Genomic DNA, 25,457 nt, shown 5'->3' on the forward strand with positions numbered 1-25,457 from the left:
CAACAGTCCCATCACTTCAGGGAGAGCTCATGCACGTCTTCGTCACCGGCGGTACCGGCACCATCGGTTCCGCCGTCGTCGCCGAACTGCTCGGCCACGACCACACCGTTCTCGCCCTGGCCCGCTCGGACCGCTCCGCACAGACCCTCGAACGCGCGGGCGCCAAGGTGCTGCGCGGAGACCTCGCCGACCTCGACGTCCTGCGGGCCGGTGCCGCGCAGGCCGACGGCGTGATCAGCCTGGCCTTCGGGCGCGACTACGGCAGTCCGGACGCGCTCACGCGGGCCATCACCGAGGAGAGCGCCGCTCTCACCGCACTGGGGCAGGAACTCATCGGAACCGACCGCCCGATCGTCACGGTCTCGGGCACGCCCTGGGTGCCGGGACGCGCCTCCACCGAGGCCGATCCGCTGCCGACCGACGGACCCGTGGGCGGCAGGGGCCGTTCGGTCACGGCACTGCTGGACCTCGCCCCGCGCGGGTTGCGCAGCATGGCCGTCCGGATGCCGCGGACGGTCCACAACGAGGGCAAGGGCGGATTCGCCGGCCTCCTGGCCGACGCGGCGCGCCGCACCGGGGTGGCCGGCCACCCGGGCGACGGCACCCAGCGCTGGCCGGCGGTGCACGCGCTCGACGCGGCGGTCCTGTTCCGGCTGGTCCTCGAGTCGGCACCGGCCGGAACCTCCTGGCACGCCGTCGGTGACGAGGGCGACGCGGTGCGGGACATCGCGGCCGTCATCGGCCGGCGGCTGGGCCTGCCGGTCGGGGAGGTTCCGCAGGACACCTTCGGCCCGTTCGGCCCCATCTTCGCCATGGACCAGCCGGCGTCCAGCGCCCACACCCGCGACGCCCTCGGATGGCAGCCGACGCATCCCGGCCTTCTCGAGGACCTGGAACACCTCCAGCCCTGACGCACACGCCTGTCACGGGCCACCGGCCCCGGCCCGGCCTCGGGTTCGGCGCCACCGATGCCGTCTGCGCCGGGGGAGGTCCTCATTCGGGCGGTCCGTGGGCCGACCGGTGGCGTGGCACGCCACGTGTGTGCTGCTGAAAAACCGCCGGCCATGTCCCCGCCCACGATCAGGGCGACGTACGGGAGCAGCTCATCGCACTGGCGCCTCGGCATCCCCGGTGGGGAACGCCCCGGCGACCGGCGTCCCCGTCGGCCGCGCCGGCACCTCGCGGTGGCAGGCGGCACCGGCCGGCTTCGGCGGGCAGGTCCGCACCGCGCAGCCGGTCGCCGGCCGCGCCACGGCGACGGCAACCGCTGGTTCGCCACCGAGGCGGAGCGCGTTCCCCGCCACCGGTGTCCGGCCATCGGGGGCGGCCATCGACGTCCCGGCGGCGGTGTCCGGGCGCCGGTGTCCGGGTCTCGGCACGGTGCCGGGCAGCAGCCGCGGGGCAGCGGGACCGGTCGCGCGCCCGAACCGCCGTGCCGACGCGGGGAGTCGGCGTCGCCCGATGTCGGAACCAGCCGGCGGGGTCCGCAGGACCCGGCAGGGCGCCCGGGGCCCGACCGCGGACGGCGGCGGCCGCCGGGCCGGTTGCCCCGCCTCTGACGCGCGCCGTACGGGGGTTGCGCGGTGCGGCCGTGGTGGAAGAGTGGCGGCATGTGCGGTCGATATGTAGCCACCCGTAGCCCTCAGGACCTGGCACCGCTGTTCCGGGTGACCGAGCTGCCCGCGGAAGAAGTGCTCGCGCCGAGCTGGAACGTCGCCCCGACCGACGAGGTGTGGGCCGTGCTCGAGCGCGCCCCGCGCGGTGACAGGAACCCAAGCACCACTGTGAAGCGGGAGTTGCGGCCGTTGCGCTGGGGTCTGGTGCCGTCCTGGGCCAAGGACATGAAGGTCGGCGCACGGATGATCAATGCGCGGGTGGAGACGGTGCACGAGAAGCCCGCCTACCGGCGCGCCTTCGCCAAGCGCCGCTGTCTGCTGCCCGCCGACGGCTTCTACGAGTGGCAGCAGGCCGAGGACCCCGGTACGGGCAGGATCCGTAAACAGCCCTACTTCATCCACCCGGAGGACGGCCAGGTGATGGCGCTCGCCGGCCTGTACGAGTACTGGCGCGACCCGGCCGTGCGGCAGGACGACGACCCGGCCGCCTGGCTGATGACCTGCACCATCATCACCACCGAAGCCACCGACGCGGCCGGCCGCGTCCATCCCCGCATGCCTCTCGCCCTCACCCCCGACCACTACGACGCCTGGCTCGATCCCGGCCACCAGGACCCCGGCGAACTGCGGAACCTGCTGGACCGGCCGGCCGGGGGACACCTCGACGCCCGCCCCGTCTCCACCGCGGTCAACAACGTCCGCAACAACGGGCCTCAACTCCTCGCCGAACTCGCCTCCTGAGCCCGCCTGCCGGGCTCGCCCCCACCGACGACCCCCACCGACGGCCCCCGCCGCCGGCTCCTGCCCGGACGGCGACGGCATGGGCGGCATCATGGACCTGAACCGCACGTGCCCGGCCGCGCGGTGCGCGCCTGCTCGCGGCAGCGCCGGCCGGCGGGTGGGGGAGCGGCGGCGGCCCGGCCGGCCGCCGCTCGCCCGCGACTCCTCCAGGTGCGGCGATCAGGCCGTGGTCTTGTCCTCAGGGGCCAGCAGCAGCGCGGTGCGGCTCGCGTGCGCCACGGCGTCACTGACGCGCGGGTTGAAGAACGCCTCGACGGATCCGCGGTGATGAGGGCTCAGGACGATGAGGTCTGCCGTGAACTCCTCGGCCGACTCGGAGATCGTGGCGGCTATCTGGGCGGTCAGTCCTCTGGCCAGGACGCCCTCGGCCTTGACGCCCCGGTCACGCAGGATCGTCACGGCCTCGTCGAGGACGGCCTTGGCCTCGGCGTCGTTTTCGAGCGGTACGACCGCGGCCAACGAGGCGGTGGACGCGGCGACGTGCAGGACTCGGACCTCGGCGCCCGACGACTCGGCCATCTCCCCGGCGAGACGCAGGGCGGAATACCGGGCGGGGCTGGGATCGACGGCGACCAGGATGCGCTGGAACATGAGCTGTTGCCCTTCTGGAAGACATGGAGATCTTCACGTGATCGATGACGCCGGCAGCGGCGTCGTGGAGATCAACATCCAGCACGTCCCGAAGCTTCCCGGGCGCCGCGTCGCGCGCATCCGGCCCGTCGGAACGAACCGGCGCGGACGTCTCAGGACGTGGCGTCGCGGATGCGCGCGAGCAGGGTCCTCAACCGCGTGCGGTCGTCGGCGCCGAGTCCGGCCGTCGCTTCCGCGAGGGCGAGCCGGTCCAGTTCTTCCGCCTCGCGGTGGCGCATCGTCCCCTTGTCGGTCAGGCGCAGCAGGAACGCCCTGCGGTCGTGCGGGTGGCGTACCCGCTCCACCAGACCGTCACGTTCCAGGCTGTCGACGATCGTGGTCGTGGTGCGGGCGGCGACGCCCGTCATCTCGCTCAGGTCCCGCATCCGCAGGGGCTTCTCCGCCCGGGCGAGCATGCGCAGCGCGCGCAGCCGGGCGATCGACGCCCCGCCGGTCCGTAGCCGGGACTCCACGAACCGGCGCAGCTGATGCGTCGTTTCGTACAGCTCGTCGATCAGGACGTCGCTGCTGCCGTGCACTGCCATGTCGCTCCTCGTTCGCCGAAAACCCGATTCTATGAGGCCGCACATAGTGAGTATGCTCAGCATGTGCTGCCGTCCCCGCTTCCGCGCCTTCCCCTGGCCCCCTTCCGCCTCCGTCAGCGCCTGGTCGTACCGATCATGTGCGTCAGCGTCACCTTCATCGCGATCGTCGACGGAGCCATCACCACGGTGGCGCTTCCCTCGATCGCCCGTCAGTTCCGGCTGACCACGGCCGCCCTGGACGGGGTGGTCGTGGTCTATCCGGTCTGCCTGGCCATGACCATTCCGGCCTCCGCCTGGCTGGTCGGACGGTTCGGCGCCAAGCGTGTGCTGCTCACCGCCATGGCCGGCTTCCTCGGCTCGTCGCTGCTGTGCGGCGCGGCGGCCGACCTGGCCCAGCTCGTCGCCTTCCGTGCGGCTCAGGGGCTCTCCGCCGGCGTCCTGTTCCCGGCTTCGGCCGCCATGCTCTTCGCCACCTTCGACTCCACCGACCAGGTCCGGATATCCCGGTACATGATCATCCCGCAGCAGATCGCCCCCGCCGTGGCCCCGATCCTCGGCGGGCTGCTGGTGGACCGTCTCTCCTGGCGCTGGGTCTTCTACGTCAACGTTCCCGTGGGCCTGCCGGCCGCGCTGTTCGGGGTGCTGTTCCTGGCCCGGCACCACGGCGACCGGCCCGGGCGGTTCGACCTCGGCGGGCTGCTGCTGAGCGCCGCGGCGCTGGGTTCGGTGATGTTCGGCATCTGCGAGGGGCCCAACCGCGGGTGGTCCTCCGCGGCCGTCCTGACGACCCTGGGCCTGGGCGCCGGCCTGCTCGCGGCGGCTGTCGCCTTCGAGCTGCGCACGGCCCAACCCCTCCTGAAGCTCCGTCTGTTCGCCGACCGGCTCTTCCGGGACACCAACCTGATCAACCTCGTGGGCCTGGTGCCGATCCTGGGCGCCATGTACCTCGGGCCGCTCTTCCTCCAGCAGGCGCAGGGCCGCAGCGCCCTGGACTCCGGCACCAGCACCTTCCCCGAGGCCTTCGGTGTCCTGCTGACCGTCCAGGTGGCCGGTGTCCTCTACGCCCGCGTCGGCCCCCGCGTCATCGTGGGCTGCGGCCTCGCCGGGGTCAGCGGTGTCCTGCTGCTGTTCGCGGGCCTCGACCAGCACACCGGCCTGTGGACCTTCCGCGTGTGCATGTTCCTGCTCGGCGTCGCCATGGGGGGCGTCTTCATGCCGACGACGGTGGCCTCGCTCGCCACCGTCGACCGGCGGGACCTGGCGCAGGCCTCCACGCTCAACACCGTCGTACGCCAGACCGGCGGGGCGCTCGCCCCGGCGGTGGTGACCACGGCCCTGGTGCTGAGCACCCCGTCGGCGGCGGTTGCCACCCCGCCCGTCACCGCCTACCAACACGCCTATCTGGTCCTGGCGGTGATCGCCGCCCTCACCGCGGCCTTCGCCTTCACCGTCCCCGACGGCCCCGCCCGCGTCGCGGCGAGCGGCGGCACCCCGCGCCCGGCCCGTGCCTCCCGTGCGCCGCGTCCAGCCCGGCTGCGACGCCGGCACGAGGCCGCCCGGTGACCCATGGCGGCCCCGGTGGACGGGGTCCTTGCGGCCGGTTGGAGGTGGGGGAGCCTCTTCTGTCACCGTGCGCCGCAAGGACCCACCGGCGCGGGCCCTTCGCAGCCGGGGGGTGGCCGCAGGCCCGCGCATTCCACTCTCTTGGCGGCTGCCCCGCTTCCCGGTTCTCAATCAGGTCCCTTCGCCCGCGCCCGTACGGGGTCCGGACGCGGGCGGCCCGGCGTGACCGCGAGGCCTTCGGACGGGTTCGAAGGAGGCCGCGAACGGGGGCCTGTCCCCTCGCCGTTCGGCGGTGTCGGGGCAGGGGCACAGGCCGCTGACGAACCCTTGACTCCATTTGGTCCAGTCCAATAACGTCACCTGAACAGAACCCCACACGACTCAACACCCCCCATCCGCCCCGTGTTTGACGGGCCACCATTCCCCCGGGAGGGCCCCTGTGGTTTCCCGACGCTCCTTCCTGGCCACGGCAGGCGCCGCCACCGCCGCGGCCGCTCTCACCCGGTTCGCGCCGTCGGCCTCCGCCGCGCCGGCAGCGGGAGCCTCGCTCCCGGTGAGACTGGCGAACAACTCCGGCCACGACACCGTCTACGCCTACATCTCAGGCACCGACAGCAGCGGCTGGCCGGTCTTCGTCTCGGCGAACGGCGCCCTGAACCGGCTGCCCAACCCCTCGTCCCCGGTGACGCCCATCGCCGACTACTCCATCCCGCTGGGCGCCTCCGGTTCGGCCGCCACCACCGTCAACCTGAACAACTACGTCATCGGCGGACGTGTCTGGTTCTCGGTCGGCAATAAGCTCCAGTTCTTCGTCAACCCCGGCACCGTGCCCGGCGTGGTGCAGCCCGCCCTGGTCAGCTCCGACCCCAACTGGGCCACCAACTGGACGTTCTGCGAGTTCACCTTCAACAGCGCGAATCTCTACGCCAACATCTCCTACGTCGACATGGTCGCGCTGCCGGTGTCGATGGCCAGCACCGGCAGCGCGGGCAGCCAGTCGGTCAGTCCGCTGCCCTCCGGCGCCCTCGCCTCCATCGCCTCCGGCCTGCAGGCGCAGCACGCCTCCGACGGAGCCCCCTGGGACAGGCTGGTGGTCACCGACTCCTCCGGCGCGGTCCTGCGCGTGCTGTCGCCCTCGCACTCGCCGGTGGACTTCGGCGGCTACTGGGACGACTACCTGAACCGCGTCTGGAGCCACTACGCCTCCACCCCGCTGACCATCAACGGCCAGGGCAGCATCGGTTCCTACACCGGGACCGTCTCCGGAGGCGCCATCGTCTTCTCCGGCCTCAACACCAACGGCGTGCCGTTCACCAAGCCGAGCGCCGCCGACATCTTCGGCTGCGCCTCCGGCCCCCTCTACAACTCCGGGGCGGACGCACGCGGGGCGATCGCCGCCCGGCTCGCCGCCGCCCTCAACCGCAGCTCGCTGCTGGTCTCCGGAGGCAACAACCAGCCCGACGGCGTCACGCCCTCGCAGTACTACCAGGACCCGATCACCAACCACTACGCCCGGCTCGTCCACCAGTACGCCAGCATCGGCTACGCCTTCCCCTACGACGACGTCGGCCCCACCGGCTCGGCCCCCGTCGACGGGCACCTCCAGGACGGCGCGCCCACCTCCTGGACCGTCACCCTGGGGGCCGGCTCCGGTTCCGGTTCCGGCGGTGGATCGGGGGGCTCGGGCACCGTCAGCGCCTACAGCACCATCCAGGCCGAGTCCTACGCGGCGCAGAGCGGAACGAGCACCGAGAGCTGCTCCGACTCCGGAGGCGGCAGCGACGTGGGCTACATATCGAACGGCGACTGGCTGAAGTTCGCCTCCGTCGACTTCGGATCGGCCTCCCCGAACCAGTTCAAGGCCCGGCTGGCTTCGGGTGCCGCCGCCGGCGTCAGCGGCGCCGTCCAGGTGCGGCTCGACAGCACCGGCGGCACGAAGATCGCCGAGATCGACTTCGCCAACAACGGCGGCTGGCAGAACTGGCAGACGGTGCCCGCCAACATCGTCGCCTCCGCCACCGGTGTCCACGACGTCTATCTGGTCTTCTCGGGCAGCAGTTCGGACTTCACCAACATCAACTGGTTCACCTTCACCAGCTGACGCTGCGGCGCCAGGACGGCAGCCGATGCGGATTTCTGCGCAGTCCGGCTGGTCCGGTGCGTTGCCCGGTTGCCCTTCCCTGGTTCCGGCCGGGATCGCACGGAACCAGGGAAGAGCAACCTGATCCTTTGTCAGTTCTGCCGGGGCGTGCCTCCGTATCCGGTCCGGCCGCCGATTCGCGAGAGTACGATGTGCCTGGGGTGCACAGCGTGTGGGCAGACCGTCACGCACGCCATCACTGGAACGCGCGCGAGTCACGGGCGACACGAGTGACCGCGGCGTTGTCACCCCAGGAGACGCCATGCCGCAGCGATCCTCGTCGGGCAGTGCTCCAACCGGGACTGAGAGCGCTCCCTCCGTCCTGTACAAGGCGTTCGCCATCCTCGACGCCATGGGCGACGATGTGCGCGCCCTCACGCTCAGCCAGCTCGCGCGCACCAGCGGCCTGCCGAAGTCCACGGTGCACCGTGTCGTCGGGCAGCTGGTCGTGCTCGGCGTCGTCAGACGCCACCGCGACGGCTACCGCACCGGCCCCCGGATCGTCGCACTGGCCGGACGCACCGTGGACGACGTCCTGCTGGACGTGTCGCTGCCGAGGATGCGAGAACTGCGCCGGGAGACGGAGTGCGTCCTGCTGGTCTCCCGGCGGCGCGGAGCGACCGTCACCTATCTGGAGCAGCTCCCGGGCGCCTCGGACGGACGGCTGGCACCGAGCGTGGCCGGTGAACGGGCCGCCGCCGTCAGCACCCCGGAGGGCAGGACGCTGCTGGCCCACTCCCCGGCGGCCGACCTCGAAGCCGCGCTGAGCCGGCACCCGTTGCCGGAAGGGGAGGCCGCCAAGCTGCGCCGGCGGCTGCACGACATCCGGGCCCGCGGCGGGGCGCACAACGAGACCAGCGTCATCGACGGGCTGCGCTGCAACTGCGTCCCCGTCATCGTGGGAGGCTCACCGGTCGTCGCGCTCTCGGTCGCCTTCACACCCATGCCGGGCGGCGGGCGGCGATTCGTCAAACCCCTCCACGTGGCCGCCCGAGACATCGCCCGGACGCTGGAGGAGGGATCGCTGCGGACGTTGCTTCCCCTGGTGTGACGGCCCGTACCACGCCTGTGCCGGGCGTGGCGAAGAAGTCCAGCAACGCGGCGTTGACGGCGGGTGCGTCCTCCACGTGCCCGAGGTGCCCGCAGTCGGGAAGCTCCTGGTACCGGCAGCCGGGAATCGCGGCCGCGACCTCACGGCACAGATGGGGAGGCGTGATGATGTCGTCCTGGAACGCGATGACCATGCTGGGGACCCTGATCCCGCGGTACGCGGCCAGCCGGTCCGGGATCGACGTGGACTGCAGCTGCGCCCGGTAGGAGGAACCCCGGTCCACCGCCGTCGACTCGAAGAGGTCCAGCCAGTCCCGCAGTGAGGGGCTGTCCAGGGAACGGCGGGAGAGGTTCTGCATCGCCCGCACCACCGCCTCGTACCGGGGCGGCAGCCGCACGGCCCGGTCGGCCAGCTCGCTCTCCGCCGCCGTCAGGGCCGCGCGCAGGGTGTCCGTGCGGCCCCGGGTGGCCATGAACACGGCCTGGGTGAACAGGTCGGCGCGGGCCAGCGCCAGCTCCTGGGCGACGAGCGCGCCCAAGGAGACCCCGACCACCCGGCAGGGTCCCAGGGCCAGTTCCTCGATCAGCGCTTCCGTGTCGCTCACCAGGTCGTCGAGCGTCAGGCTGTCCGGGCACGGCTCGCTGGGCGGTGTGCCGCGGTGGTCGAAGGTGACGACCTGGTAGCCCGCATTCACCAGGGCGGGCACCTGGTACGCGTGCCAGGTGCGGGCGCGCGCGCCGATCCCCGTGACCAGGACGACGGGTTCGCCGCCGCCGTGGACCGTGTAGGTGAGCTCGACGCCGTTGACGTACAGGACGGGCATGGACTGCTCCGGTTCTCCTCGGGTTGCGCCGGGCCGTGGGCGGCGCTGACCGGCCGCACGACCGGTGCGGCCCGTGCACGCGTGGCCGGCCCGGCTGTTCAGCGGGCGGGGGCGCACCGGGCCGCCAGCTCCGCCAGTTCGGCGTGATCCACTTTGCCGTGGTCGGTGAGGGGGATGCCCGGCACGAAATAGAACGTCTGCGGTGTCATTTCCGGCGGCAGCCGGTCGGCGGCGAAGTCCCTCAGCTCGGCCGGCGTGACGGACAGCCCGGGACGGTCGCGCCGTACGGCGAAGGCGACGAGGGCACCCCCGCTCTCGTCCGTGCTCACCACGATGTCCTCCACAGCCGGATGCCCGCCCAGGACGCCTTCGACCTCCCCCGGCTCGACCCGCACCCCGCGCACCTTCAGCTGCCGGTCCAGCCGCCCCAGGAAGGACAGTTCGCCGGTGGCGTCCTGGCGCACCAGGTCGCCCGTGCGGTACCACCGGCCCCGGCGGCCGGGAAGGCCGACGAAGCTTCGGCTGGTCGCCTCCGGGTCCTGCCAGTAGCCGAGGGCCAGGCAGGAGCCGCCGACGAACAGTTCCCCGGGCTCGCCCCGGGCCGCCTCACGGTCGCCGTCGACGACGACCAGTGTTCTGGCGGAGTCGATCGCACGGCCGATGGGCGCGGGTCCCGTGAGATCCGGGCCGACCGGCCCGGCGGTCGCCACCACGGTGGTCTCCGTCGGGCCGTAGTGGTTGACGAAGCGGCGCAAGGGGTGCCCGTGCTGCAGCCGCAGCCGGTCACCCCCGGTGAGCAGGGCACGCAGCCGCTCGAAATGCGTGCCGTGCCGGACGTAGGCCTCGGCCAGCGGCGTCGGCAGGAACGCCAGGTCGATGCGTTCGCCGCGCAGCCACTCGTCCAGCTCCCACGGGGACAGCCTGACCTCGGGCGGAGCGAAGTGCACCCGCGCGCCGCCGGACAGGTAGGGCCACACCTCCCACTGGTAGGCGTCGAACGACAGGGCCGCCACCGACGAGGCCCGGTCGCCGGGCCGGACCTCATAGGTGCGCCGGTGCCACCGGGCGAGCGCGGCGAAGGACTCGTGCCCCACGAGGACGCCCTTGGGCACGCCGGTGGAACCGGACGTGTAGATCAGGTAGGCGGGACCGGTGCCCGGGTCGTGGAGCGGGCCGGACGGCGCCTCGCCGCCCACCTCGTCCAGCAGGACCGGCGCGGGCCAGGCCGCGGCCCGTCCCGGCGGCCGGACGCCCGCACCGATCAGGGAGGCGCCGGGCGACGCGTCGGCCAGCAGCGCCTCGGTCCGCAGGGCCGGCTGGGCCGGGTCGACCAGCAGCGCGATGGAGCCGTGCAGCCAGATGCCGAGCTGGGCGGCGAGGGCCTCCCCGCCCCGCGGCACGCAGGCGGCGACCACCGCCCCCGGCCGGAGGCCGCGGCGCCGCAGCCGGGCGGCGATGCCCAGGGCGCGGGTGAGCAGGTCCCGGTACGACAGCGACCTGCCGTCGTCCCACGAGGCCGCGGTCGCGTCGGGCCGCCGCCGCGCCCAGTACGCGACGAGGGCGGGCACCGACGCCGTGGCGGTGACGGGCGGGTTGTTCATCGCCTGCCCGCCTCGGTGGCGGGCGGTCCCTGCTGCGCGCTGTCGTCCGCGCTGTCGCCCGGGGCGTCGCTCCCGTTCCGCCGCGCGCCACGGACCGGACCGTCCGGCCCGCCGTCCGCCCCGGACAACGGCACGCAGGCGGCCGCCACCGCCCGCACGCTGGCGTCCGCGAAGAACTGACGGGCCGGCACACTCAGCCCGTGGTGCTCGCGCAGCAGCCCGATGGCCTCGACGACCAGTAACGAGTGGCCCCCCAGGGCGAAGAAGTCCGCGTCGGCGTCGACTGCCGTGGCCCCGACGACCTGCCGGAACACGTCGGCGACGATGCGGATCCCGGCGTCCGGGATCTCCTGTGCCGTCAGCGTCTGGTCACTGCCCATGAGTTGTTTCCTTCCGAGGGGTGGGATGAACGGCGCCGGCGGCCCCGTGCGGCGACGGCACCACCAGCGCCGTCGCCAGGGCCCGGTAACCGCGGCCGACGGACCAGCGCACGCTGTCGTGCAGGACCCGGGCGTGCGGGAAGCGCTCCGCCCACTGTTCGAACGCGGCCTGCGCCGCCACCCGGGCGAGCGGAGCGCCCAGGCAGTAGTGGACGCCCGCGCCGAAGGCCAGGTGCCCGCGCCCGCTCGCGCAGTCGAGGACGTCCGCGGACGAGTCGCCCGACCAGTCGCGGTTGGCCGCGGTGACGAACAGCACCAGCCGGTCACCGGCCCGGACACGGCTGCCCTCCAGGTCGAAGTCGGCCAGAGCGATCCGCGGCACCTGCGGCACCGGTGTGTCGTAGCGGAGCAGTTCCTCCACGACGGCCGCGGCGCTCACCCGGCCGGTGGCCAGGTCCCGGTACTGCTCCTCGTGGCGCAGCAGGTGGACCAGGCCCGCACCGATCAGCCCGGTCGTCGTCTCCTGCCCCGCGAAGGTGAGCAGCGCGGCCGTGTGCAGATGGTCGTCCGCGCCGTTCTCCAGCAGGCCGGCCGGCGCGCTGTCCGGTGCGGCACCGGGCGCCAGGTGCCGGTAGAACGCGGCGAGTTCGTCGACCGCCGCCTCGGCCGCGGCGGCGAACCCGGCCTTGTGCGGCTGGGCGAGGAAACTCGCGATGTCCGACACCAGGCCCGCCGCCCGCGAGGCCGCCTCGGCGGGGACGCCCAGGACACGCGCGACGACCAGGTGGGACAAGGGCTCCGCGAAGTCCGCGACCACGTCGACGGGACGGCCGGGGGAGAAACCGTCGAGGCACCGTGCCACGGCCGACCGCAGGGCCGGGCGGTCCTCCTCGACCCGGCGCCGCACGAACCGGCCCTGCACCGTCCGGCGCAGCCTCTGGTGTCCGGGCGGGTCCATGAGCATGAACCACCCTCGGAGCATCGCGTCCAGCCGGGGATGACGCCGCGCCAGTCCGGCGTCCGGCCGCTGCCGCTCCCAATGGGAGGAGACGGCCGTCGAACGCAGCGCCGTATCCACCGCGGTCCTGCCGGTGACCACCCACGCGTCCAGTGCGTCCATCCACAGCACCGGTGCCTGGTCATGGATCGGCCGGAGACGTGCGTGCGGGTCGGCCCAGAAACTCATCGTGCCCCTCCCCGCCCGGCCCGGTGCGCCGGGTCGGCCAGCTGCCGCAGACCCTCGCGGTAGGCGGAGCACACCTCGCGGGCGAACGAGGGCCCGACCGCCTCCGGCTGGCGGCTCAGCTCCACGGCGGCCGCGCCGTCCTCCAGCGGCCACACCTCGGCGACCAGCTCCGCCACCGCCCGCGGCGCGGAGGCGCGGTGGAAGCGGGTGGTGCAGCCGGCGAGCCGCAGCGCGGGAGGCGCCGCGTCCTGGAGGGCGAACATCACCTGGAACAGCGGATGACGTGCTCCGCGCGGTGGGTTGGCGATGCGCACCACCTCGCTGAACGGCACGTCCTGCGCGGCGAAGGCACGCCGGCAGGCGCGGTGGACGGAGCCGGCCAGCGCGGCCGGGCCGTTCGCCGCCGACAGACCGCGCAGCGGCAGGCAGACGGTATCGACAAGGCAGGTCACCGCACGGTCCAGGACGTCGCTGCCGCGCTTGGCGACGGGCACGCCCATGCCGAAGGCGTCCTGTCCGGTGACCTGGTGCAGCGCGTGGGCGAAGGTGGCGAGCAGCACCGTGAAGCGGGTGCCGCCCACCTCGCCCGCGACCCTGTCGCACAGCGCGAGGTCCCCGGCGGACACGGTGAAGGCCAGTGGGTCGGCGCCCGCCGCCCGCGCCGTGCCGGGCCGCCCCGGCACGGCGAGGTCGGGCAGATCCGCCAGTTCCCCGGCCCAGAAACGGCGCTGCGGCCCGGCGGCGAGACGGCCGCGCTGGCGGCGCAGTTCCGCCGATACCCGGCGCAACGGCGGGGCGGGGGAGCCGAAGTGCGGCGCGTGGCCTCTGACCCGGGCCGCGTACGCCGTGGACAGGTCACGTGCGAGCACATTCTGCGACCGGCCGTCGAAGGCCACATGGTGGACGACGACCCCCAGCAGGGTCCGCTCGCCCGATCGCAGCACGGCATGGCGCCACACCTCGCCGCGCTCGATGGCGAGCGGGCGGCCGAGCAGATGGCGCAGCAGGCGGTCGCGGTCGTGGCGAGCGCCGCGGCGCTCGCCGGGAGCGTCCTCCGGACCGAGGCGGTGCAGGGGCACCGACCCGGTGACGGGCGCGACCACGGCGACGGGCGCACCGTCCCGTACCAGGTAGGCCGCGCGCAGGGCGTCATGACGGTGCTCGGTGTCGACGAGTGCCGCCTCCAGCGCCCCGATGTCGAGCCGGCCCTCGATCTCCCACACCATCGGGCACAACGGGGACAGGTCCTGCGGCGTCAGCTGATGCATGAAGCACCACGCCGCCTGCATGTGCTCCAAGGGCACCACCTCCGGTCCGGCCGCCTCCGCCCCGGTTCCCGTCCGGTCGGCCCGGTCCACGGCGGTGCCCGGACCGCGCAGCCAGCTGCCGAGCTCGCGAGCCGTGGGATGGGCCACCACCCGGGACACCGGCACCGGCACACCGAGGCGGCGGCTCAGCCGGACACTGACCCGCCCGGCGTCCAGCGAGGTGCCGCCCAGCCGGAAGAACGAGTCGTCCGGGGAGATCCGCCGTACCCCCAGGACCTCCGCGAACGCCGCCGCCACGGCCGCCTGCACCTCGTCGGCCCGGCCGTCCGACGGGTCCGGGGAGGAGCCCTGCCCGGGTGGCCGGGCCCCCAGAGACTTCAGGAGCGCGGCATGGTCGACCTTGCCGTTCGCGGTGACAGGGATGCTGTCCACTCGTTCAACGCGGTCGGGCACCAGGTGCCGTGGCGCACGCCGGGACAGCTCTGTACGCACCTGCTCGGGCGTGACCCCCCCTCCGGCCACCGCAGTGCAGAAGAGGACGAACTCGCGGCAGGCGCCGTCCGGGTCCGTCACGGCCACCGCCACCGCCCGGGCCACGCCGGGGATCCGGCCGGCCAGGGCCTCGACGTGCCCCAGCTCCACGCGATGGCCCCGCAGCTTCACCTGGCGGTCGGTACGGCCGCCGAAGTGCAGCAGACCCTCGGCGCAGCGGTGCCCCCGGTCCCCGGTGCGGTACAGCCGCCGGGCGTGTCCACCGAGGTCCACGGTGACGAAGGCGGTGCCGGTCCGCTCCGGCTCCCCCAGATACCCCACGGCCAGGCCGTCGCCGCCGATGCAGATCTCGCCGCTCGCTCCCGGCACGCACGGCCGGTCGCCGTCGAGTACGTGGACGTCGGTGCCGGCCACGGGCCGGCCGATGGGTATGCCCCCGGGCCGCTCGGTGTCCGCCGCGCGGACCCGGTGCACCGTGGCGAACACCGTGCTCTCCACCGGCCCGTAGCCGTTGACCAGTTCTGTCTCCGGATGCGCGGTGAGGAAGGCCCGTACGTGGTGGGGCGAGAGCCGTTCCCCTCCGGTCAGCACCTGGCGCAGCCCCGCGAAGGAGGCCGGATCCTCGTCCACGAACAGGTTGAACAGGGTCGCCGTCAGCCAGACGGTGTCCACGCCGTGCCGCCGGACCGCACTTCGCAGCGTGTCCGGCATCAGGTACGGGCCTTCGGTGATCACCGAGGTTCCGCCGGTGAGAAGCATGCTCCACAGCTCGAAGGCGAAGGCGTCCCACGGCGAGGGCGCGGCCAGGGGCATCGCGCCGCCGGGCCCCGGCCTGGCGAGGACCTCGTCGTCGAGCAGCCGGAGCGTGGCACGGTGCGGGGAGACCACGGCCTTGGGAGTGCCGGTGGTGCCGGAGGTGAAGAACACCATGGCGGGTCGGTCGCCGGTGACGTCGGCCGGCCGGGGATCCCGTCCGGCACGCGTCGCGTCCACCGTCACGGCCGGCACGACGACCGGCTGTGGCCATCCGCCCTCGTCGTCGGAGACCACGGCCCTCGCGCCCAGGCGCCGGATGAGCCGGTGCAGGTGCGGTCGGGGCCATGCGGGGTCCAGCGCGGCGTAGGCCGCTCCGCGCTTGAGCACCGCGAGCAGCGCCACGACGAGTTCCGCGGACCGGGGCACCACGACCGGTACGAGGTCGCCGGGTGCGACCCCGGCCTCCCGCAGCCGGTGCGCGAGTGCGTCCGAGGCCCGGTCGAGCCGGGCGTAGGACAGGGCACGGTCGCCGTGGACGAGGGCGGTGGCGCGCGGGTACCGGCGGGCCTGCTCCCGGAAGACCGCCGGGATCGACGCTCCCGGCGGCGGGCCGGTCCGGCGCGGCGCGTCCGCCACGGCCCGGGCGGGCGTCACCGCACACCTCCGTCGCCCGTCCGGTGTGGTGGTGTGCCGGGTACTGGCCGCCGGGCCCGCCGAAGGGAGGAGCGACCGGCCCGGTGGGACGGGGAGGGTGCCGAACGGTTGTCGCGGGTGAGCAAGGTCGTAGCCCTTCTGAGCGTGCGGATTGCGGGGTGCGGGGCGGCGGGCCGGACTGCCGCGTGGACCGGTGGCCAGGGGCCGGTCACGAGGGCCGCAGCACCGCCTTCATCACCGAGCCGTCCGCGACGTGCGCCAGTGCCTGCCCGGCGGCGTCGAGAGGGAAGGAGGTGACGAGTCCGGGCAGGTCGAAGCGCCCTGCCAGGACGGGGAGATGATCGACGTACGCCGCCAGATGGGCTCCGGTGAACCCCCACGAACCCGCCACGGTGAGCTGCCGGTGGACGAACTGGTGCGGGTTGACCTCGGTGTCCCCCCGGTCGGTGTACTGGCCCACGATCAGGTACGCGCCGCCTCGGCGGGTCAGCCGCAGTCCCTGCCCCACCGCCTCGGGCGCCCCGGAGCACTCCACCACCAGGTCGGCGCCCCGTCCGCCGGTGAGCTCGAGTGCCCGCGCCAGCGCCGGTCCGGGGCCGTCCGCTCCCACGGCGTCGAGGTGATGGTCGCCGATGCCGGCCCGGGCGGCGAGGTCCAGGCGCTCCTTCGGCCCGCCCACGACGATGACCTGGGCCGCCCCGGACAGCTGCGCCAGGGCGGCGGCGGCCAGTCCCACCGGTCCGCTGCCCTGGACGACGACCGTCTCGCCGAGCCGCACCGGACGCCGGCGCAGCGCGTGCACCATGGTGGGGCCCGCGCACGCGAAGGCCATCGCCGCCGGCGGGTCGATGCCGCCGGACAGCCGCACCACGGTCGTCCCGGGCCGCAGGCACATGTACTGCGACCATGAGCCCGCCGGACCCGGACCCGTGCCGGCAGGAATGGTGACGCCGTAGGTGGTGCGGTTCTCGCAGAGTGTGGGCTCGCCGTGGATCCGGCACGGCACGCAGGTGCCGCACGAGATCGACGAGGCCCACATGACGGTGTCGCCGGGGCGCAGGGGCGCCCCGGTGGCGTCCGTCACCGGTTCGCCGCCCAGCTCCGCCACCACGCCCAGACCCTCGTGGCCCAGCACGACCGGGGTGGAGATCGGCAGCTTGCCCTGCTGCAGGTGGGCGTCCGTGCCGCACACGCCGCCGAAGCGGACCTCGACGACGAGCCCGCCCGGCGGCGGCCGGTCCACGGTGAGGTCCCGCACGGCCGGCGGCCGGCCGAACTCCTCCAGGACCACGCAGCGGCTTCGCCGCGCGGCGGTCGTCGTCTCACCGGTCATGAGTTCGCGTTCCTCTCCGGTCGCTGCGGTGGCCGGCGCCTGCGGCCCGCCCTTCGGGTGCTGCCGGGTGTGTGTCACGGCCCGATCTCCCCGGTGACCCGGTCCTCCGGGTCCGCCCGCACGCCCGCGGCGGCCGCGCCCGTGGGGGCCGGGCCCACGGGCGCCGGGAAGGTCAGCGCGGCCTCGAACTGGCGCGACAGCACGGACTTCGGCACCCACCGCAGGAAGGCGTCGCGCAGCGCCGTCGCGACCGGGTGCTGCAGTTGCTCGATGCCGCTGGTCCGGCGGGAGGCGGTGACCATGGTCCGGGTGCGTTCGCGCCGTGCCTCCTCGTACGCGCGCAGGCCCGCCCGGGGACGGCCGGGATGCCCCGCCACCGCGTGGGCGAGGACGACGGCGTCCTCGATGGCCATGGCCGCGCCCTGGCCGAGGCTGGTCAGCATCGGGTGGGCCGCGTCGCCGAGGAGGGTGACGGGGCCGTCGCCCCAGCGCTCCAGGAAGACGCGGTCGCACGACGGCATGGTGAGGATGACGTCCTCGGGCGTCTCCTGGATGATCCGCCGCACCTCGGGGGCCCAGCCGTCGAACGCGCGGACGACGTCGTCCTTGCCGCCGGACCAGGAGCGGCTGCGGGCGGCCGGCATGTTGCGGGTGCCCCACCAGTAGTAGCGGCCGTGGCCGATGTCGATCAGACCGAAGCGCCGGCCGCGTCCCCAGTAGTGGCCGACGTACCCGGGGGGCAGCCGCCGGTCCTCGAACGGGACGACGGCCAGCCAGCACAGATACCCGCTGTCCCGTTCCTCCTCCGGGCCGGCCAGTTGGCGGCGGACGGCGGAGCGCAAGCCGTCGGCGCCGACGAGGATGTCGCCCCGGGCGGTGGTGCCGTCGGCGAAGCGCACGGTGACGCCGTCGTCGTCGCTCTCGTAGCCGGTGGCGGCGGCGCCGAGTTCCAGGGGGACGTCGCCGACCTGGCCGAGCAGGGCGTTCTGGAGGGCCGCGCGGCTGATGCTCACGCACGGCGCGCCCAGCCGGTCGCTGACCTCCCGCAGCGGCTGCTCCCGGATCAGCCGGCCGCGCCGGTCCAGGATCTTGAAGACCTCGACGGCCCGGCCGTGCTCCTCCAGCTTCAGGTCCATGCCGAAGCCGCTGAGCGCGGTCAGGGCGTTGGTCATGACGGACAGGCCGGAGCCGGCCGCGCGCAGTTCGGTGGCGCGTTCGTAGACTCGCACGTCGAGGCCCGCGCGGCTCAGCGTGGCGGCGGCGGTCAAACCGCCGATACCGGCTCCGACGACGAGGGCGGTGGTGCGGTGCTGTTGCGTTTCCACGTGCTCAGTCCCTTCCGGGCGAGAGGGCGGCAGCGGTCCGCGGCCGTCGCCGGATCAGTTCGCCGACGGTCTTGGCGACATGCTCGACATGTGGTTCTTTCATGATCGACAAGTGGTCGCCGGGGACGCCGACGACGTCGACGCGGTGCGTCAGCAGCCGCCAGCCGTTGGCCGGATCCCGGTGCCTGCTGCCCACCGCGTCGTGCATCGACCGCAGCACCTCCGGCAGCGGATCGGCGGCCCGGATCAGGGTGAGGGGGGTGTCGGAGGCCGGCGGCCGGTAGTCCAGCGCCGCCGCCCAGTTCGCCTCGTAGACACGGAAGAGCCTGCGCATCACGGACGCGGAGCTGCCGGCGGGCAGCACACCGGACCGGGTGGCGATGTCCGCCATGTGCGCGAACCGCTCCTCCGTCGTGCCCGCCGTGGCGGGCAGCTCCGTGCGAGGGGACGGCCCGCCGAGCGTCAGCAGCAGCTCCCAGAAGAACCAGCCCAGCAGCCGGTCGTCTCCCTGGCGGGTCCGTGCGCCCGGAGCGGCGGCCACGGTGTCGAGCACGACGAGGTCGGCGACCTCCTCACCGGCGGCGGTGAGCCGGCGGGCCATCTCGAAGGCGACGAGGCCGCCGAAGGACCAGCCGCCGATGGTGTAGGGCCCGCGCGGCTGCACCCGGCGCAGGGCGGCGACGTAGCTCGCCGCGAGCGCCGGCACCGACCGCAGCGGCTCCACGCCCGGGTCGGCCCCGGCGGCCTGGAGTGCGTGCAGCGGCTGGTCGGCCGGGAGGTGCCGGGCGAACGGCAGGTAGCACAGCACGTTGCCGCCCATGGGGTGGACCAGGAACAGGGGCCGGCGGGTGCCTTCCGGCCGGACCGGCACCAGCGGGTCGAAGGCCGGGACGGCGGCGCTGGACCGCAGGTGGTCGGCGAGCGCGGCCACGGTCGGGGCGGCGAGGAACGCGGACAGGGGGATGGTGACGCCGTAGCGCTGCTCGACCGACACCACCAGCCGCATCGCGGTCAGCGAGGTGCCGCCGAGGTCGAACATGCTGCTGTGCACGCCGACCGCCGGCAGCCGCAGCAGGTCGGCGAGCGTCTCCGCGAGCGCCTGCTCGTACGCGTCCCGCGGCGCCGTCGTCGCGGCCGAGGTGTCGACCGCGGTGAGCGGGACACGGCGCAGGGCGGCGTCGTCGCGTTTGCCGCTGGGACTCAGCGGCAGCGCCGGCAGCCAGGCGTAGCGGGACGGCACCAGGTGGTCCGGCAGCTGCTCGCGCAGGCGTGACCTGAGAGCGTCGAGGTCGGCCTCGGCCCGGTCGCCGGTGAGGAACGCGGCGAGGAACGTGTCGCCGTCCGGCCCGCGCCGGGCGACGACGGCGGCCTCACGGATGCCGGGGTCGTCCGCGGCGAGACGGGAGACGGCGAGCTCCGCCTCGGCGGGCTCGACGCGGTGGCCGCGGATCTTCACCTGCGCGTCGGCGCGTCCGACGTAGGCGATGTCCCCGCCGGGCAGGACGCGGGCGAGGTCGCCCGTCCGGTACAGGCGGCCCCCGGGAGTGAACGGGTCGTCGACGAAGCGTTCCTCCGTCAGATCGGGCCGGTCCAGGTACCCGAGGGACAGGCCCGGGCCGCCGATGTGGAGCTCGCCCTGCGCGCCCGTGGGCACCGGGCGCATCCGGGAGTCCAGCACATGCACCCCGGCGCCGTCGATGGCCCGGCCGATCGGGGGCAGCGCCGGGAACACCGCCGGGTCGCCGCTCATCGTGAACGCGGTGGCGGCGTGGGTCTCCGTGGGCCCGTAGTGGTTCTCCAGCAGCGCACCGGGGAGGGCGGCGAGAAGGCCGCGGATCTCGTCGGTCATCCGCAGCTGTTCGCCGGAGGAGATCAGCACCCGCAGCCGCCGGGGAGCGATGCCGAGGGCGCGCGCCGCCTCGGCGAACTGCTGCAGGCCCACGTAGGGGAAGAAGACCCGCTCGATGCCCTCCCGGTCGATCCTGCGCAGCAGCGCGGGCATGTCCCTGCGCTCCGAGTCCTGTACGAGGTGCAGGGTCCCGCCGCCGCACAGGGTGGAGAAGATCTCCTGGAACGACACGTCGAAGCTGAGCGGGGCGTACTGCAGGGTGGCTCCGCCGACGGCACCGCTCGGCCTGCCGTTCTGCCAGGCCACCAGGTTCGCCAGTCCGCGGTGCGGCATCATCACGCCCTTGGGGGCGCCCGTGGAACCGGAGGTGAACAGCACGTACGCGACCGCCCGGGGCTCGGGCTCGGGCAACTCGCATCCGCTCGCCACCGGTTCGGTGACCGACTCCGCGGGCAGCAGCGGCGCGGCACCGCCCACCAGGCCCGTGTGCCGGGCATCGGCGACGACCCGGAACGGCCGCGCCTGCCGGAGCATCGCGGCGACGCGCTCCGGGGGGAACCCGGTGTCCAGCGGTACGACGGCGGCCCCCGCCATCAGGGTGCCGAGGAGCACCGCGACGGCCCGGGGGGAGCGGTCCACGGCCACGCCGACCCGGGCGCCGGGCGGCGGTTCCTCGGCGAGCAGCCGCCGCGCCACCGCCTCGGACGCGGACAGAAGCCGCGCGTAGCTCCAGCGCTGATCGCCCGTCACGACCGCTGTCGCGTCCGGGGTGGCGGCGGCCCGCTCACGGAACCGCCGGACGACGCCGGGCCGGGCGGCGGCCGTCCCGGCGTCCGGCCCGGTTCCGGCGCGGACCGGGCGCGGGGCGAGGAAGGCGAGGTCCGGCGCCTGCGTGGGGTGGTCGGCCATGCGCCGCAGCAGCGCGATCCAGACCTCCGCGAGCTGGTCCGCCTGCGCGGGGCTGAACGCGCGCCCGTCGCAGTCCAGGCGCAGCCGGAGCCGTTCGCCGCCGAGCTCGGTGTAGACGTTGGCCAGCAGCTCGAAGTCGGTCTCCTCCCACGCCCGGAACTCCCGCAGCCGGACACCGGGCAGCGTCAGCACCGGGTCCAGCTGCCGGAAGCGCACGTAGTTGAAGGCTGTGCGCACGACGGCGGCGCCGTGGTCCTCCTGGATGGCGCTGAGCGGGTAGCGCCGGTGCGGATGGCCCAGCCGTTCCTGCCGGAAGACCTCGCGCACCTGGTCCAGCCAGCTCGTGCCCCGAGTCCGCAGGCGCAGGGGCACGGTGTTGAGGAACAGTCCCGTGGCGCGTTCGGCGTTCTCCAGGTCGGGCCGCCCGTGGGTGATCACCCCGGTCGTGACGTCGTCCGTTCCGGCCAGCAGGCGCAGCACCTGGCAGTGGGCCGCGGCGAACACCGACTTCAGCGGCAGCGCGTTGTCCCGCGCGAGGCGCCGCAGCTTCTCGGCGAGGTCGTCGGGGAGCACGACGTGCCGGGTGATCTGCCCGTCGTCGCCCGGCGCCTGGTAGGGGCGCAGCGTGTCCAGGGCCGGTACCTCGGCCCCCTCCAGCAGCTGCTGCCAGTACCGCCTGCTGTCCGCCGAGTCCAGGGCCCGGCGCTCGTCACGGACGAAGTGGGCGGCCGACGGCAGCGGGGTGTCCGGCACCGGGCCGGTGGCCAGGCCCAGCAGATGCCCGTAGTCCTGCAGCAGTTCCCCGATCAGATTGGCCACGCTGCCGCCGTCGAGCAGTGCGTGGTGGAAGCTGAACACCAGCTCCACCGTCGAGGGCAGCACATAGGCGCGCATCAGGTACAGCGGGGCGTGCTCCAGGGCGTACCGGTGGTGGCGGCGCTGCTCGACGTGGCCGAGGATCTCCTCCTCCGTGGCGTCACCGGCACCGGAGGCGGCGCGGGACCGCAGGTCGACGACGTCCAGGCCGCCGGTCACCGTGTCCTGCACGATCTGCACGGGCTCGGAGTGGTGCGCCAGGTCGAACGAGGAGCGCAATGCCGGATGACGGGCCGTCAGGCGTGCGAAGGCATGGCGGAACGCCGTCTCCTCCCAGGCCACCTCCAGCGTGTAGCGGAACACGTCGCGGTAGACGGCCGGGCGCGCGGTGCGGCTGCTGTGGTAGAGCAGTCCGAGCTGCAGCCGGGACAGCGGGTAGGCGTCCTGTGCGCCCGCCAGCCGCGCCCGGTCCACGCGGGGTATCAGGCCCAACGGGGCCAGGGCCGGCCCGGCGGCGGACGCGTCCTCCGCCGTGGAGACCCGTGCGGCGAGCGACGCGACGGTGGGGTGCCGCACCAGATCGGCGGGGGAGAAGTACAGACCGCGCTTCTCGGCCAGGGTACGGATCCGGAGCACCGTGATCGAGTCGCCGCCCAGCGCGTAGTAGTCGTCGTGCACGCCCACGTGCTCCACCTGCAGCACCTCGGCCCAGACGGCGGCGAGCCGGGCCTCCACCGAGTCCGCCGGTGGCCGTCCGGCCGCCGGGCCGGCCGGGTACCGGGGGGCGGGCAGTGCCGCGCGGTCGGTCTTGCCGCTGGGAGTCAGCGGGACGTGCTCGATACGCCGGAACAGCGCCGGCACCATGAACTCCGGGAGCCGCTCGCGCAAGTGCGCCCGCAGCTCCCGCGGGCTGCGGTCCTCCTCGGCCACGTAGTAGCCGACGAGATGGACGCCGCGTGAGGAGTCGGTGCGGTCGACCACGACGGCGTCGCGCACACCGGGTAACGCGGCGAGCGCCGCGGCGACCTCGCCGGTCTCCACCCGGTTTCCGCGGATCTTGACCTGGCCGTCCAGCCGCCCCAGGTATTCGAGGGTCCCGTCGGCGAGCCACCGGGCGAGGTCGCCCGTCCGGTACAGGCGGCCCCCGGGGGTGAACGGGTCGTCGGCGAACCTGTCCGCGGTCAGTTCGGGTCTGTCGAGATAACCGCGGGCCACCTGTACGCCGCCGATGCACAGCTCGCCGGGCGCCCCGGCGGGCTGCGGCTCGTCCTGCTCGCCCAGCACGTACAGCTCCGTGTTGTCGATCGGCCGGCCGATCGGCACCCGCCGCACCGGCCGCGCGGGATCGGCGGGGCACTCGAAGCAGGACACGTCGACGGCCGCCTCGGTCGGCCCGTAGAGGTTGACCAGCTTCGGCGCGGGCCGGTCCCCGCCCGGGGTGCGGAAGACGCGGTTGAACTGCTCGACCCGCGGCGGGGGCAGCGCCTCGCCGCTGCAGAAGACGTACCGCAGCGAGCGGACGTCCGCCCGCAGATCCGGGGACTCCTCCAGCAGGTCCAGAAACGGCCCGAACATCGAGGGCACGAAGTGCGTCACGGTGACCTGCCGCTCGGCGATCACCCGCACCAGCGCCCGCGGATCCCGCTCCGCCCCGACGGGTGCCAGGGTGACCGCGGCGCCCACCAGCGCCCACCAGAACAGTTCCCAGACGGACACGTCGAACGACGCCGGGGTCTTGTGCAGGATCACGTCGCCCTCACCGATCGGATGGGCGCGCTGCATCCAGGCGAGGCGGTTGACCACCGAGCGGTGCTCGACCATGACGCCCTTGGGCCGGCCGGTCGAGCCGGAGGTGTAGATGACGTAGGCGAGGTCGCGGGCGGTGGCGGCGCGGGCGGTGGCGGCGGGGTCGAGGGGCGTGTCCGGGCCGTCGAGCAGGTCGCCGACGCGCAGCACGGCGGCGGACCCCGCTCCCCCCGCGCCCGTGACGTCGGGCGAGCCGGAATCGGTCAGGACGGCCTTGGCACGGCTGTCCCGGAGCATGAAGGCGATGCGCTCGGGGGGATAGCCGGGGTCCACGGGCACGTAGGCGCCCCCGGCCTTGAGCACGCCGAGCACGGACACGAGCAGCCGCGGTCCGCGCTCCACCAGGACGGCGACCCGCTCGCCGGGGCCGACCCCGGCCGCGCGCAGGGCCCGGGCGACCTGATCGGCCGCGCTGTCGAGCCGACCGAAGGTCCACGACGCACTGCCCGGCGCCGGGCCGGCCAGGACGGCGCACCGGTCGGGGGCGCGCCGGGCCTGCTCCTCGAACAGGTCGTGCAGGGTCCGCGCGCCGGGGTGGGGCACCCGGGGACCGCGGGCGGCGGCGTCCAGGGCCCGGCGCTCCGCGGCGCCCAGCATGCGCAGGCTCCCGATCGGGCGGTCGGGTTCCTCGACCGCGCCGCGGATCAGGGCCGCGATGTGGCCGGCGAGCGCCTCCACCGGGAAGTCCTCGTCGAAGACGTCGAGGGCGTGGACGAGGGAGATCGCGACCTCGTCGGTGCCGCGCGGGTGCAGCACGTGCACGGCCAGGGCGTCCCGGGCGTGCGCGGGCGCGGTGCCGGTGGTCTCGCGGACCATCCCGGCCACCGGGGGACTGGGCGGCACCGGCAGATAGGACAGGGTCACGTCGAACAGCTGCGGCGCGCCACCGCCACGGCGTGGCAGCGCCCGAAGCAGGTCGCCCAGCGCCAGCCGCTCGTGGCGCTGCAACTCCTCGGTGCCCGTCTCGGCGGCCTCGGCCACCTCCCGCGCCGTCACTGTTGGGGGCACCTTCAGCCGCAGCGGAAGGATATTGGCGTAGTGGCCGACGGTCGCCAGCTCCTCGCCGGTCCTGCGGTTGAGCAGCGGAACGCCGATGGTGACTTCCCGGGTGCGGTGCACCCGTCCGAGCCAGGTGGCGAACGCCGCGGCCACCACGGGGAAGACCGAGCGCCGCTGCTCGCGCAGGCGCCGCACCAGAGCGCTGTCGAGGGTGAAGGAGTACCGGCCGGTCCGCGCTCCGGCGCCCACCGGGGCGCGGGTGAACAGGGCGGGCTCGGCATCACCGTGCGTGCGGCGGTGGAAGTCCCGGTCCGCCAGGAACTGCGGGGAGGCGTGGTAGCGGGCGTCCTCACCGACGGCGGCCAGGCAGGAGGGGGCGGTCCTCTCCGGCGGGGCGGCGCCCGCCCTCACCCGCTCGTAGTCCTCGAAGACCTGCTCGGTGAAGAGCAGGATGCCGTAGCCGTCGGTGACGATGTGGTGGGCCTTGACCACCAGGTGGACCGCACCGGGCCCCTCCCTGAGGAGGGTCAGCTCGACCATACGGCCGCGGCGCAGCGGGAACGGGCGGGCCAGTGACCGTTCCACCCAGGAGTCGCAGGCGGCCCGGGGGTCGGGCCCGTCGGACAGGTCCACGACACGGACCAGCTCGCCGTCCGCGGCGGAGGCGACCTCGGGCGCCACCCACTGGAAGGGAACGCCGTCGCGCTCGTCGAAGGACAGGGCCAGCGCGTCGTGGCGGCGCGCCGCCCGGGCCAGGCACGTCCGCAGGGCGGGGACGTCCACCCGTCCGGTGAGGCGTTCGTGTATGACGCAGTTGAACTGCGGGTGGCTGTCGTCGATGGCACTCTCCGCCCAGATGTCCCGCTGGTAGGCGGTCAGCGGCGAAGACGTCGGATCGGGCATCTCTCTCCTTG

Annotated in this window: 15 protein-coding genes; 5 read left to right on the plus strand and 10 right to left on the minus strand. The window is 74.1% G+C overall.

What is annotated here, in order from left to right; all coding sequences use genetic code 11:
• Positions 1–29: 29 nt before the first annotated feature.
• The gene (locus tag ACJ9NR_RS37060; protein WP_412492689.1) at positions 30–911 is read left to right on the plus strand and encodes an SDR family oxidoreductase; all 882 of its coding nucleotides are present in this window, start codon (positions 30–32) and stop codon (positions 909–911) included.
• Positions 912–1,610: 699 nt separating this feature from the next.
• Positions 1,611–2,357 carry an SOS response-associated peptidase gene (locus ACJ9NR_RS37065; RefSeq protein ID WP_412492690.1) on the plus strand — a complete coding sequence of 249 codons (747 nt, stop codon included), beginning with the start codon at positions 1,611–1,613 and terminating at the stop codon, positions 2,355–2,357.
• 219 nt (positions 2,358–2,576) lie between these two features.
• Here the strand turns inward: ACJ9NR_RS37065 and ACJ9NR_RS37070 are convergent, their stop codons facing one another.
• Both ACJ9NR_RS37070 and ACJ9NR_RS37075 read right to left on the minus strand, forming a co-directional pair.
• Entirely contained in the window at positions 2,577–3,008 is a 432-nt protein-coding gene (locus tag ACJ9NR_RS37070; protein WP_412492691.1) for a universal stress protein, read from the minus strand.
• Positions 3,009–3,160: 152 nt separating this feature from the next.
• Positions 3,161–3,592, minus strand: a complete 432-nt coding sequence (locus ACJ9NR_RS37075; RefSeq protein ID WP_412492692.1) for a MarR family winged helix-turn-helix transcriptional regulator — start codon at positions 3,590–3,592, stop codon at positions 3,161–3,163.
• A 135-nt stretch (positions 3,593–3,727) separates the two neighbouring features.
• Here ACJ9NR_RS37075 and ACJ9NR_RS37080 point away from each other — a divergent pair, with 135 nt between their 5' ends.
• From ACJ9NR_RS37080 to ACJ9NR_RS37090, 3 genes are all read left to right on the plus strand, one after another.
• The gene (locus ACJ9NR_RS37080; protein ID WP_412492967.1) at positions 3,728–5,155 is read left to right on the plus strand and encodes a DHA2 family efflux MFS transporter permease subunit; all 1,428 of its coding nucleotides are present in this window, start codon (positions 3,728–3,730) and stop codon (positions 5,153–5,155) included.
• Between the two features lie 439 nt (positions 5,156–5,594).
• Positions 5,595–7,256, plus strand: coding sequence for a beta-1,3-glucanase family protein (locus tag ACJ9NR_RS37085; protein WP_412492693.1), 1,662 nt, complete (start codon positions 5,595–5,597; stop codon positions 7,254–7,256).
• A gap of 301 nt (positions 7,257–7,557) precedes the next feature.
• Positions 7,558–8,346, plus strand: coding sequence for an IclR family transcriptional regulator (locus ACJ9NR_RS37090; protein ID WP_412492694.1), 789 nt, complete (start codon positions 7,558–7,560; stop codon positions 8,344–8,346).
• On the opposite strand, the gene ACJ9NR_RS37095 is transcribed toward ACJ9NR_RS37090, so the two are convergent.
• The 8 genes from ACJ9NR_RS37095 to ACJ9NR_RS37130 all read right to left on the minus strand — a co-directional run bounded on the left by ACJ9NR_RS37095 (position 8,264) and on the right by ACJ9NR_RS37130 (position 25,446).
• Positions 8,264–9,169 carry an alpha/beta fold hydrolase gene (locus ACJ9NR_RS37095; protein ID WP_412492695.1) on the minus strand — a complete coding sequence of 302 codons (906 nt, stop codon included), beginning with the start codon at positions 9,167–9,169 and terminating at the stop codon, positions 8,264–8,266. The two genes, ACJ9NR_RS37090 and ACJ9NR_RS37095, sit on opposite strands and share 83 nt — an antisense overlap.
• Before the next feature lie 98 nt (positions 9,170–9,267).
• On the minus strand, positions 9,268–10,770 hold the full coding sequence (locus ACJ9NR_RS37100) for an amino acid adenylation domain-containing protein (protein ID WP_412492696.1): 1,503 nt from the start codon (positions 10,768–10,770) through the stop codon (positions 9,268–9,270).
• Positions 10,767–11,150 (minus strand): acyl carrier protein, encoded by a 384-nt coding sequence (locus ACJ9NR_RS37105; protein WP_412492697.1) that lies wholly within the window; start codon positions 11,148–11,150, stop codon positions 10,767–10,769. The genes ACJ9NR_RS37100 and ACJ9NR_RS37105 overlap by 4 nt, the downstream gene beginning before the upstream one ends.
• A complete protein-coding gene (locus ACJ9NR_RS37110; protein WP_412492698.1) occupies positions 11,140–12,336 on the minus strand; it encodes a cytochrome P450 family protein in 1,197 nt (398 codons plus the stop codon). The genes ACJ9NR_RS37105 and ACJ9NR_RS37110 overlap by 11 nt, the downstream gene beginning before the upstream one ends.
• Positions 12,333–15,506, minus strand: coding sequence for an amino acid adenylation domain-containing protein (locus ACJ9NR_RS37115; protein ID WP_412492699.1), 3,174 nt, complete (start codon positions 15,504–15,506; stop codon positions 12,333–12,335). The genes ACJ9NR_RS37110 and ACJ9NR_RS37115 overlap by 4 nt, the downstream gene beginning before the upstream one ends.
• A 208-nt stretch (positions 15,507–15,714) precedes the next feature.
• On the minus strand, positions 15,715–16,917 hold the full coding sequence (locus ACJ9NR_RS37120; RefSeq protein ID WP_412492700.1) for a zinc-binding dehydrogenase: 1,203 nt from the start codon (positions 16,915–16,917) through the stop codon (positions 15,715–15,717).
• Positions 16,914–18,164 carry an FAD-dependent monooxygenase gene (locus tag ACJ9NR_RS37125; RefSeq protein WP_412492702.1) on the minus strand — a complete coding sequence of 417 codons (1,251 nt, stop codon included), beginning with the start codon at positions 18,162–18,164 and terminating at the stop codon, positions 16,914–16,916. Before ACJ9NR_RS37125 ends, ACJ9NR_RS37120 begins: the two co-directional genes overlap by 4 nt.
• Positions 18,165–18,168: 4 nt before the next feature.
• Entirely contained in the window at positions 18,169–25,446 is a 7,278-nt protein-coding gene (locus ACJ9NR_RS37130) for an amino acid adenylation domain-containing protein (RefSeq protein ID WP_412492703.1), read from the minus strand.
• Positions 25,447–25,457: the final 11 nt, after the last annotated feature.

Origin of the sequence: Streptomyces sediminimaris, assembly GCF_047049295.1 — a bacterium.
In the GTDB taxonomy this organism is placed as follows: Bacteria; Actinomycetota; Actinomycetes; order Streptomycetales; family Streptomycetaceae; genus Streptomyces; species Streptomyces sediminimaris.

Excerpts from the sequence above, each read along its gene's own strand:
- ACJ9NR_RS37095 (WP_412492695.1), bottom strand. The coding sequence starts at position 9,169 with ATGCCCGTCCTGTACGTCAACGGCGTCGAGCTCACCTACACGGTCCAC.
- ACJ9NR_RS37105 (WP_412492697.1), bottom strand. The coding sequence starts at position 11,150 with ATGGGCAGTGACCAGACGCTGACGGCACAGGAGATCCCGGACGCCGGG.
- ACJ9NR_RS37100 (WP_412492696.1), bottom strand. The coding sequence starts at position 10,770 with ATGAACAACCCGCCCGTCACCGCCACGGCGTCGGTGCCCGCCCTCGTC.
- ACJ9NR_RS37060 (WP_412492689.1), top strand. The coding sequence starts at position 30 with ATGCACGTCTTCGTCACCGGCGGTACCGGCACCATCGGTTCCGCCGTC.
- ACJ9NR_RS37070 (WP_412492691.1), bottom strand. The coding sequence starts at position 3,008 with ATGTTCCAGCGCATCCTGGTCGCCGTCGATCCCAGCCCCGCCCGGTAT.
- ACJ9NR_RS37065 (WP_412492690.1), top strand. The coding sequence starts at position 1,611 with ATGTGCGGTCGATATGTAGCCACCCGTAGCCCTCAGGACCTGGCACCG.
- ACJ9NR_RS37130 (WP_412492703.1), bottom strand. The coding sequence starts at position 25,446 with ATGCCCGATCCGACGTCTTCGCCGCTGACCGCCTACCAGCGGGACATC.
- ACJ9NR_RS37090 (WP_412492694.1), top strand. The coding sequence starts at position 7,558 with ATGCCGCAGCGATCCTCGTCGGGCAGTGCTCCAACCGGGACTGAGAGC.
- ACJ9NR_RS37075 (WP_412492692.1), bottom strand. The coding sequence starts at position 3,592 with ATGGCAGTGCACGGCAGCAGCGACGTCCTGATCGACGAGCTGTACGAA.
- ACJ9NR_RS37080 (WP_412492967.1), top strand. The coding sequence starts at position 3,728 with ATGTGCGTCAGCGTCACCTTCATCGCGATCGTCGACGGAGCCATCACC.
- ACJ9NR_RS37110 (WP_412492698.1), bottom strand. The coding sequence starts at position 12,336 with ATGAGTTTCTGGGCCGACCCGCACGCACGTCTCCGGCCGATCCATGAC.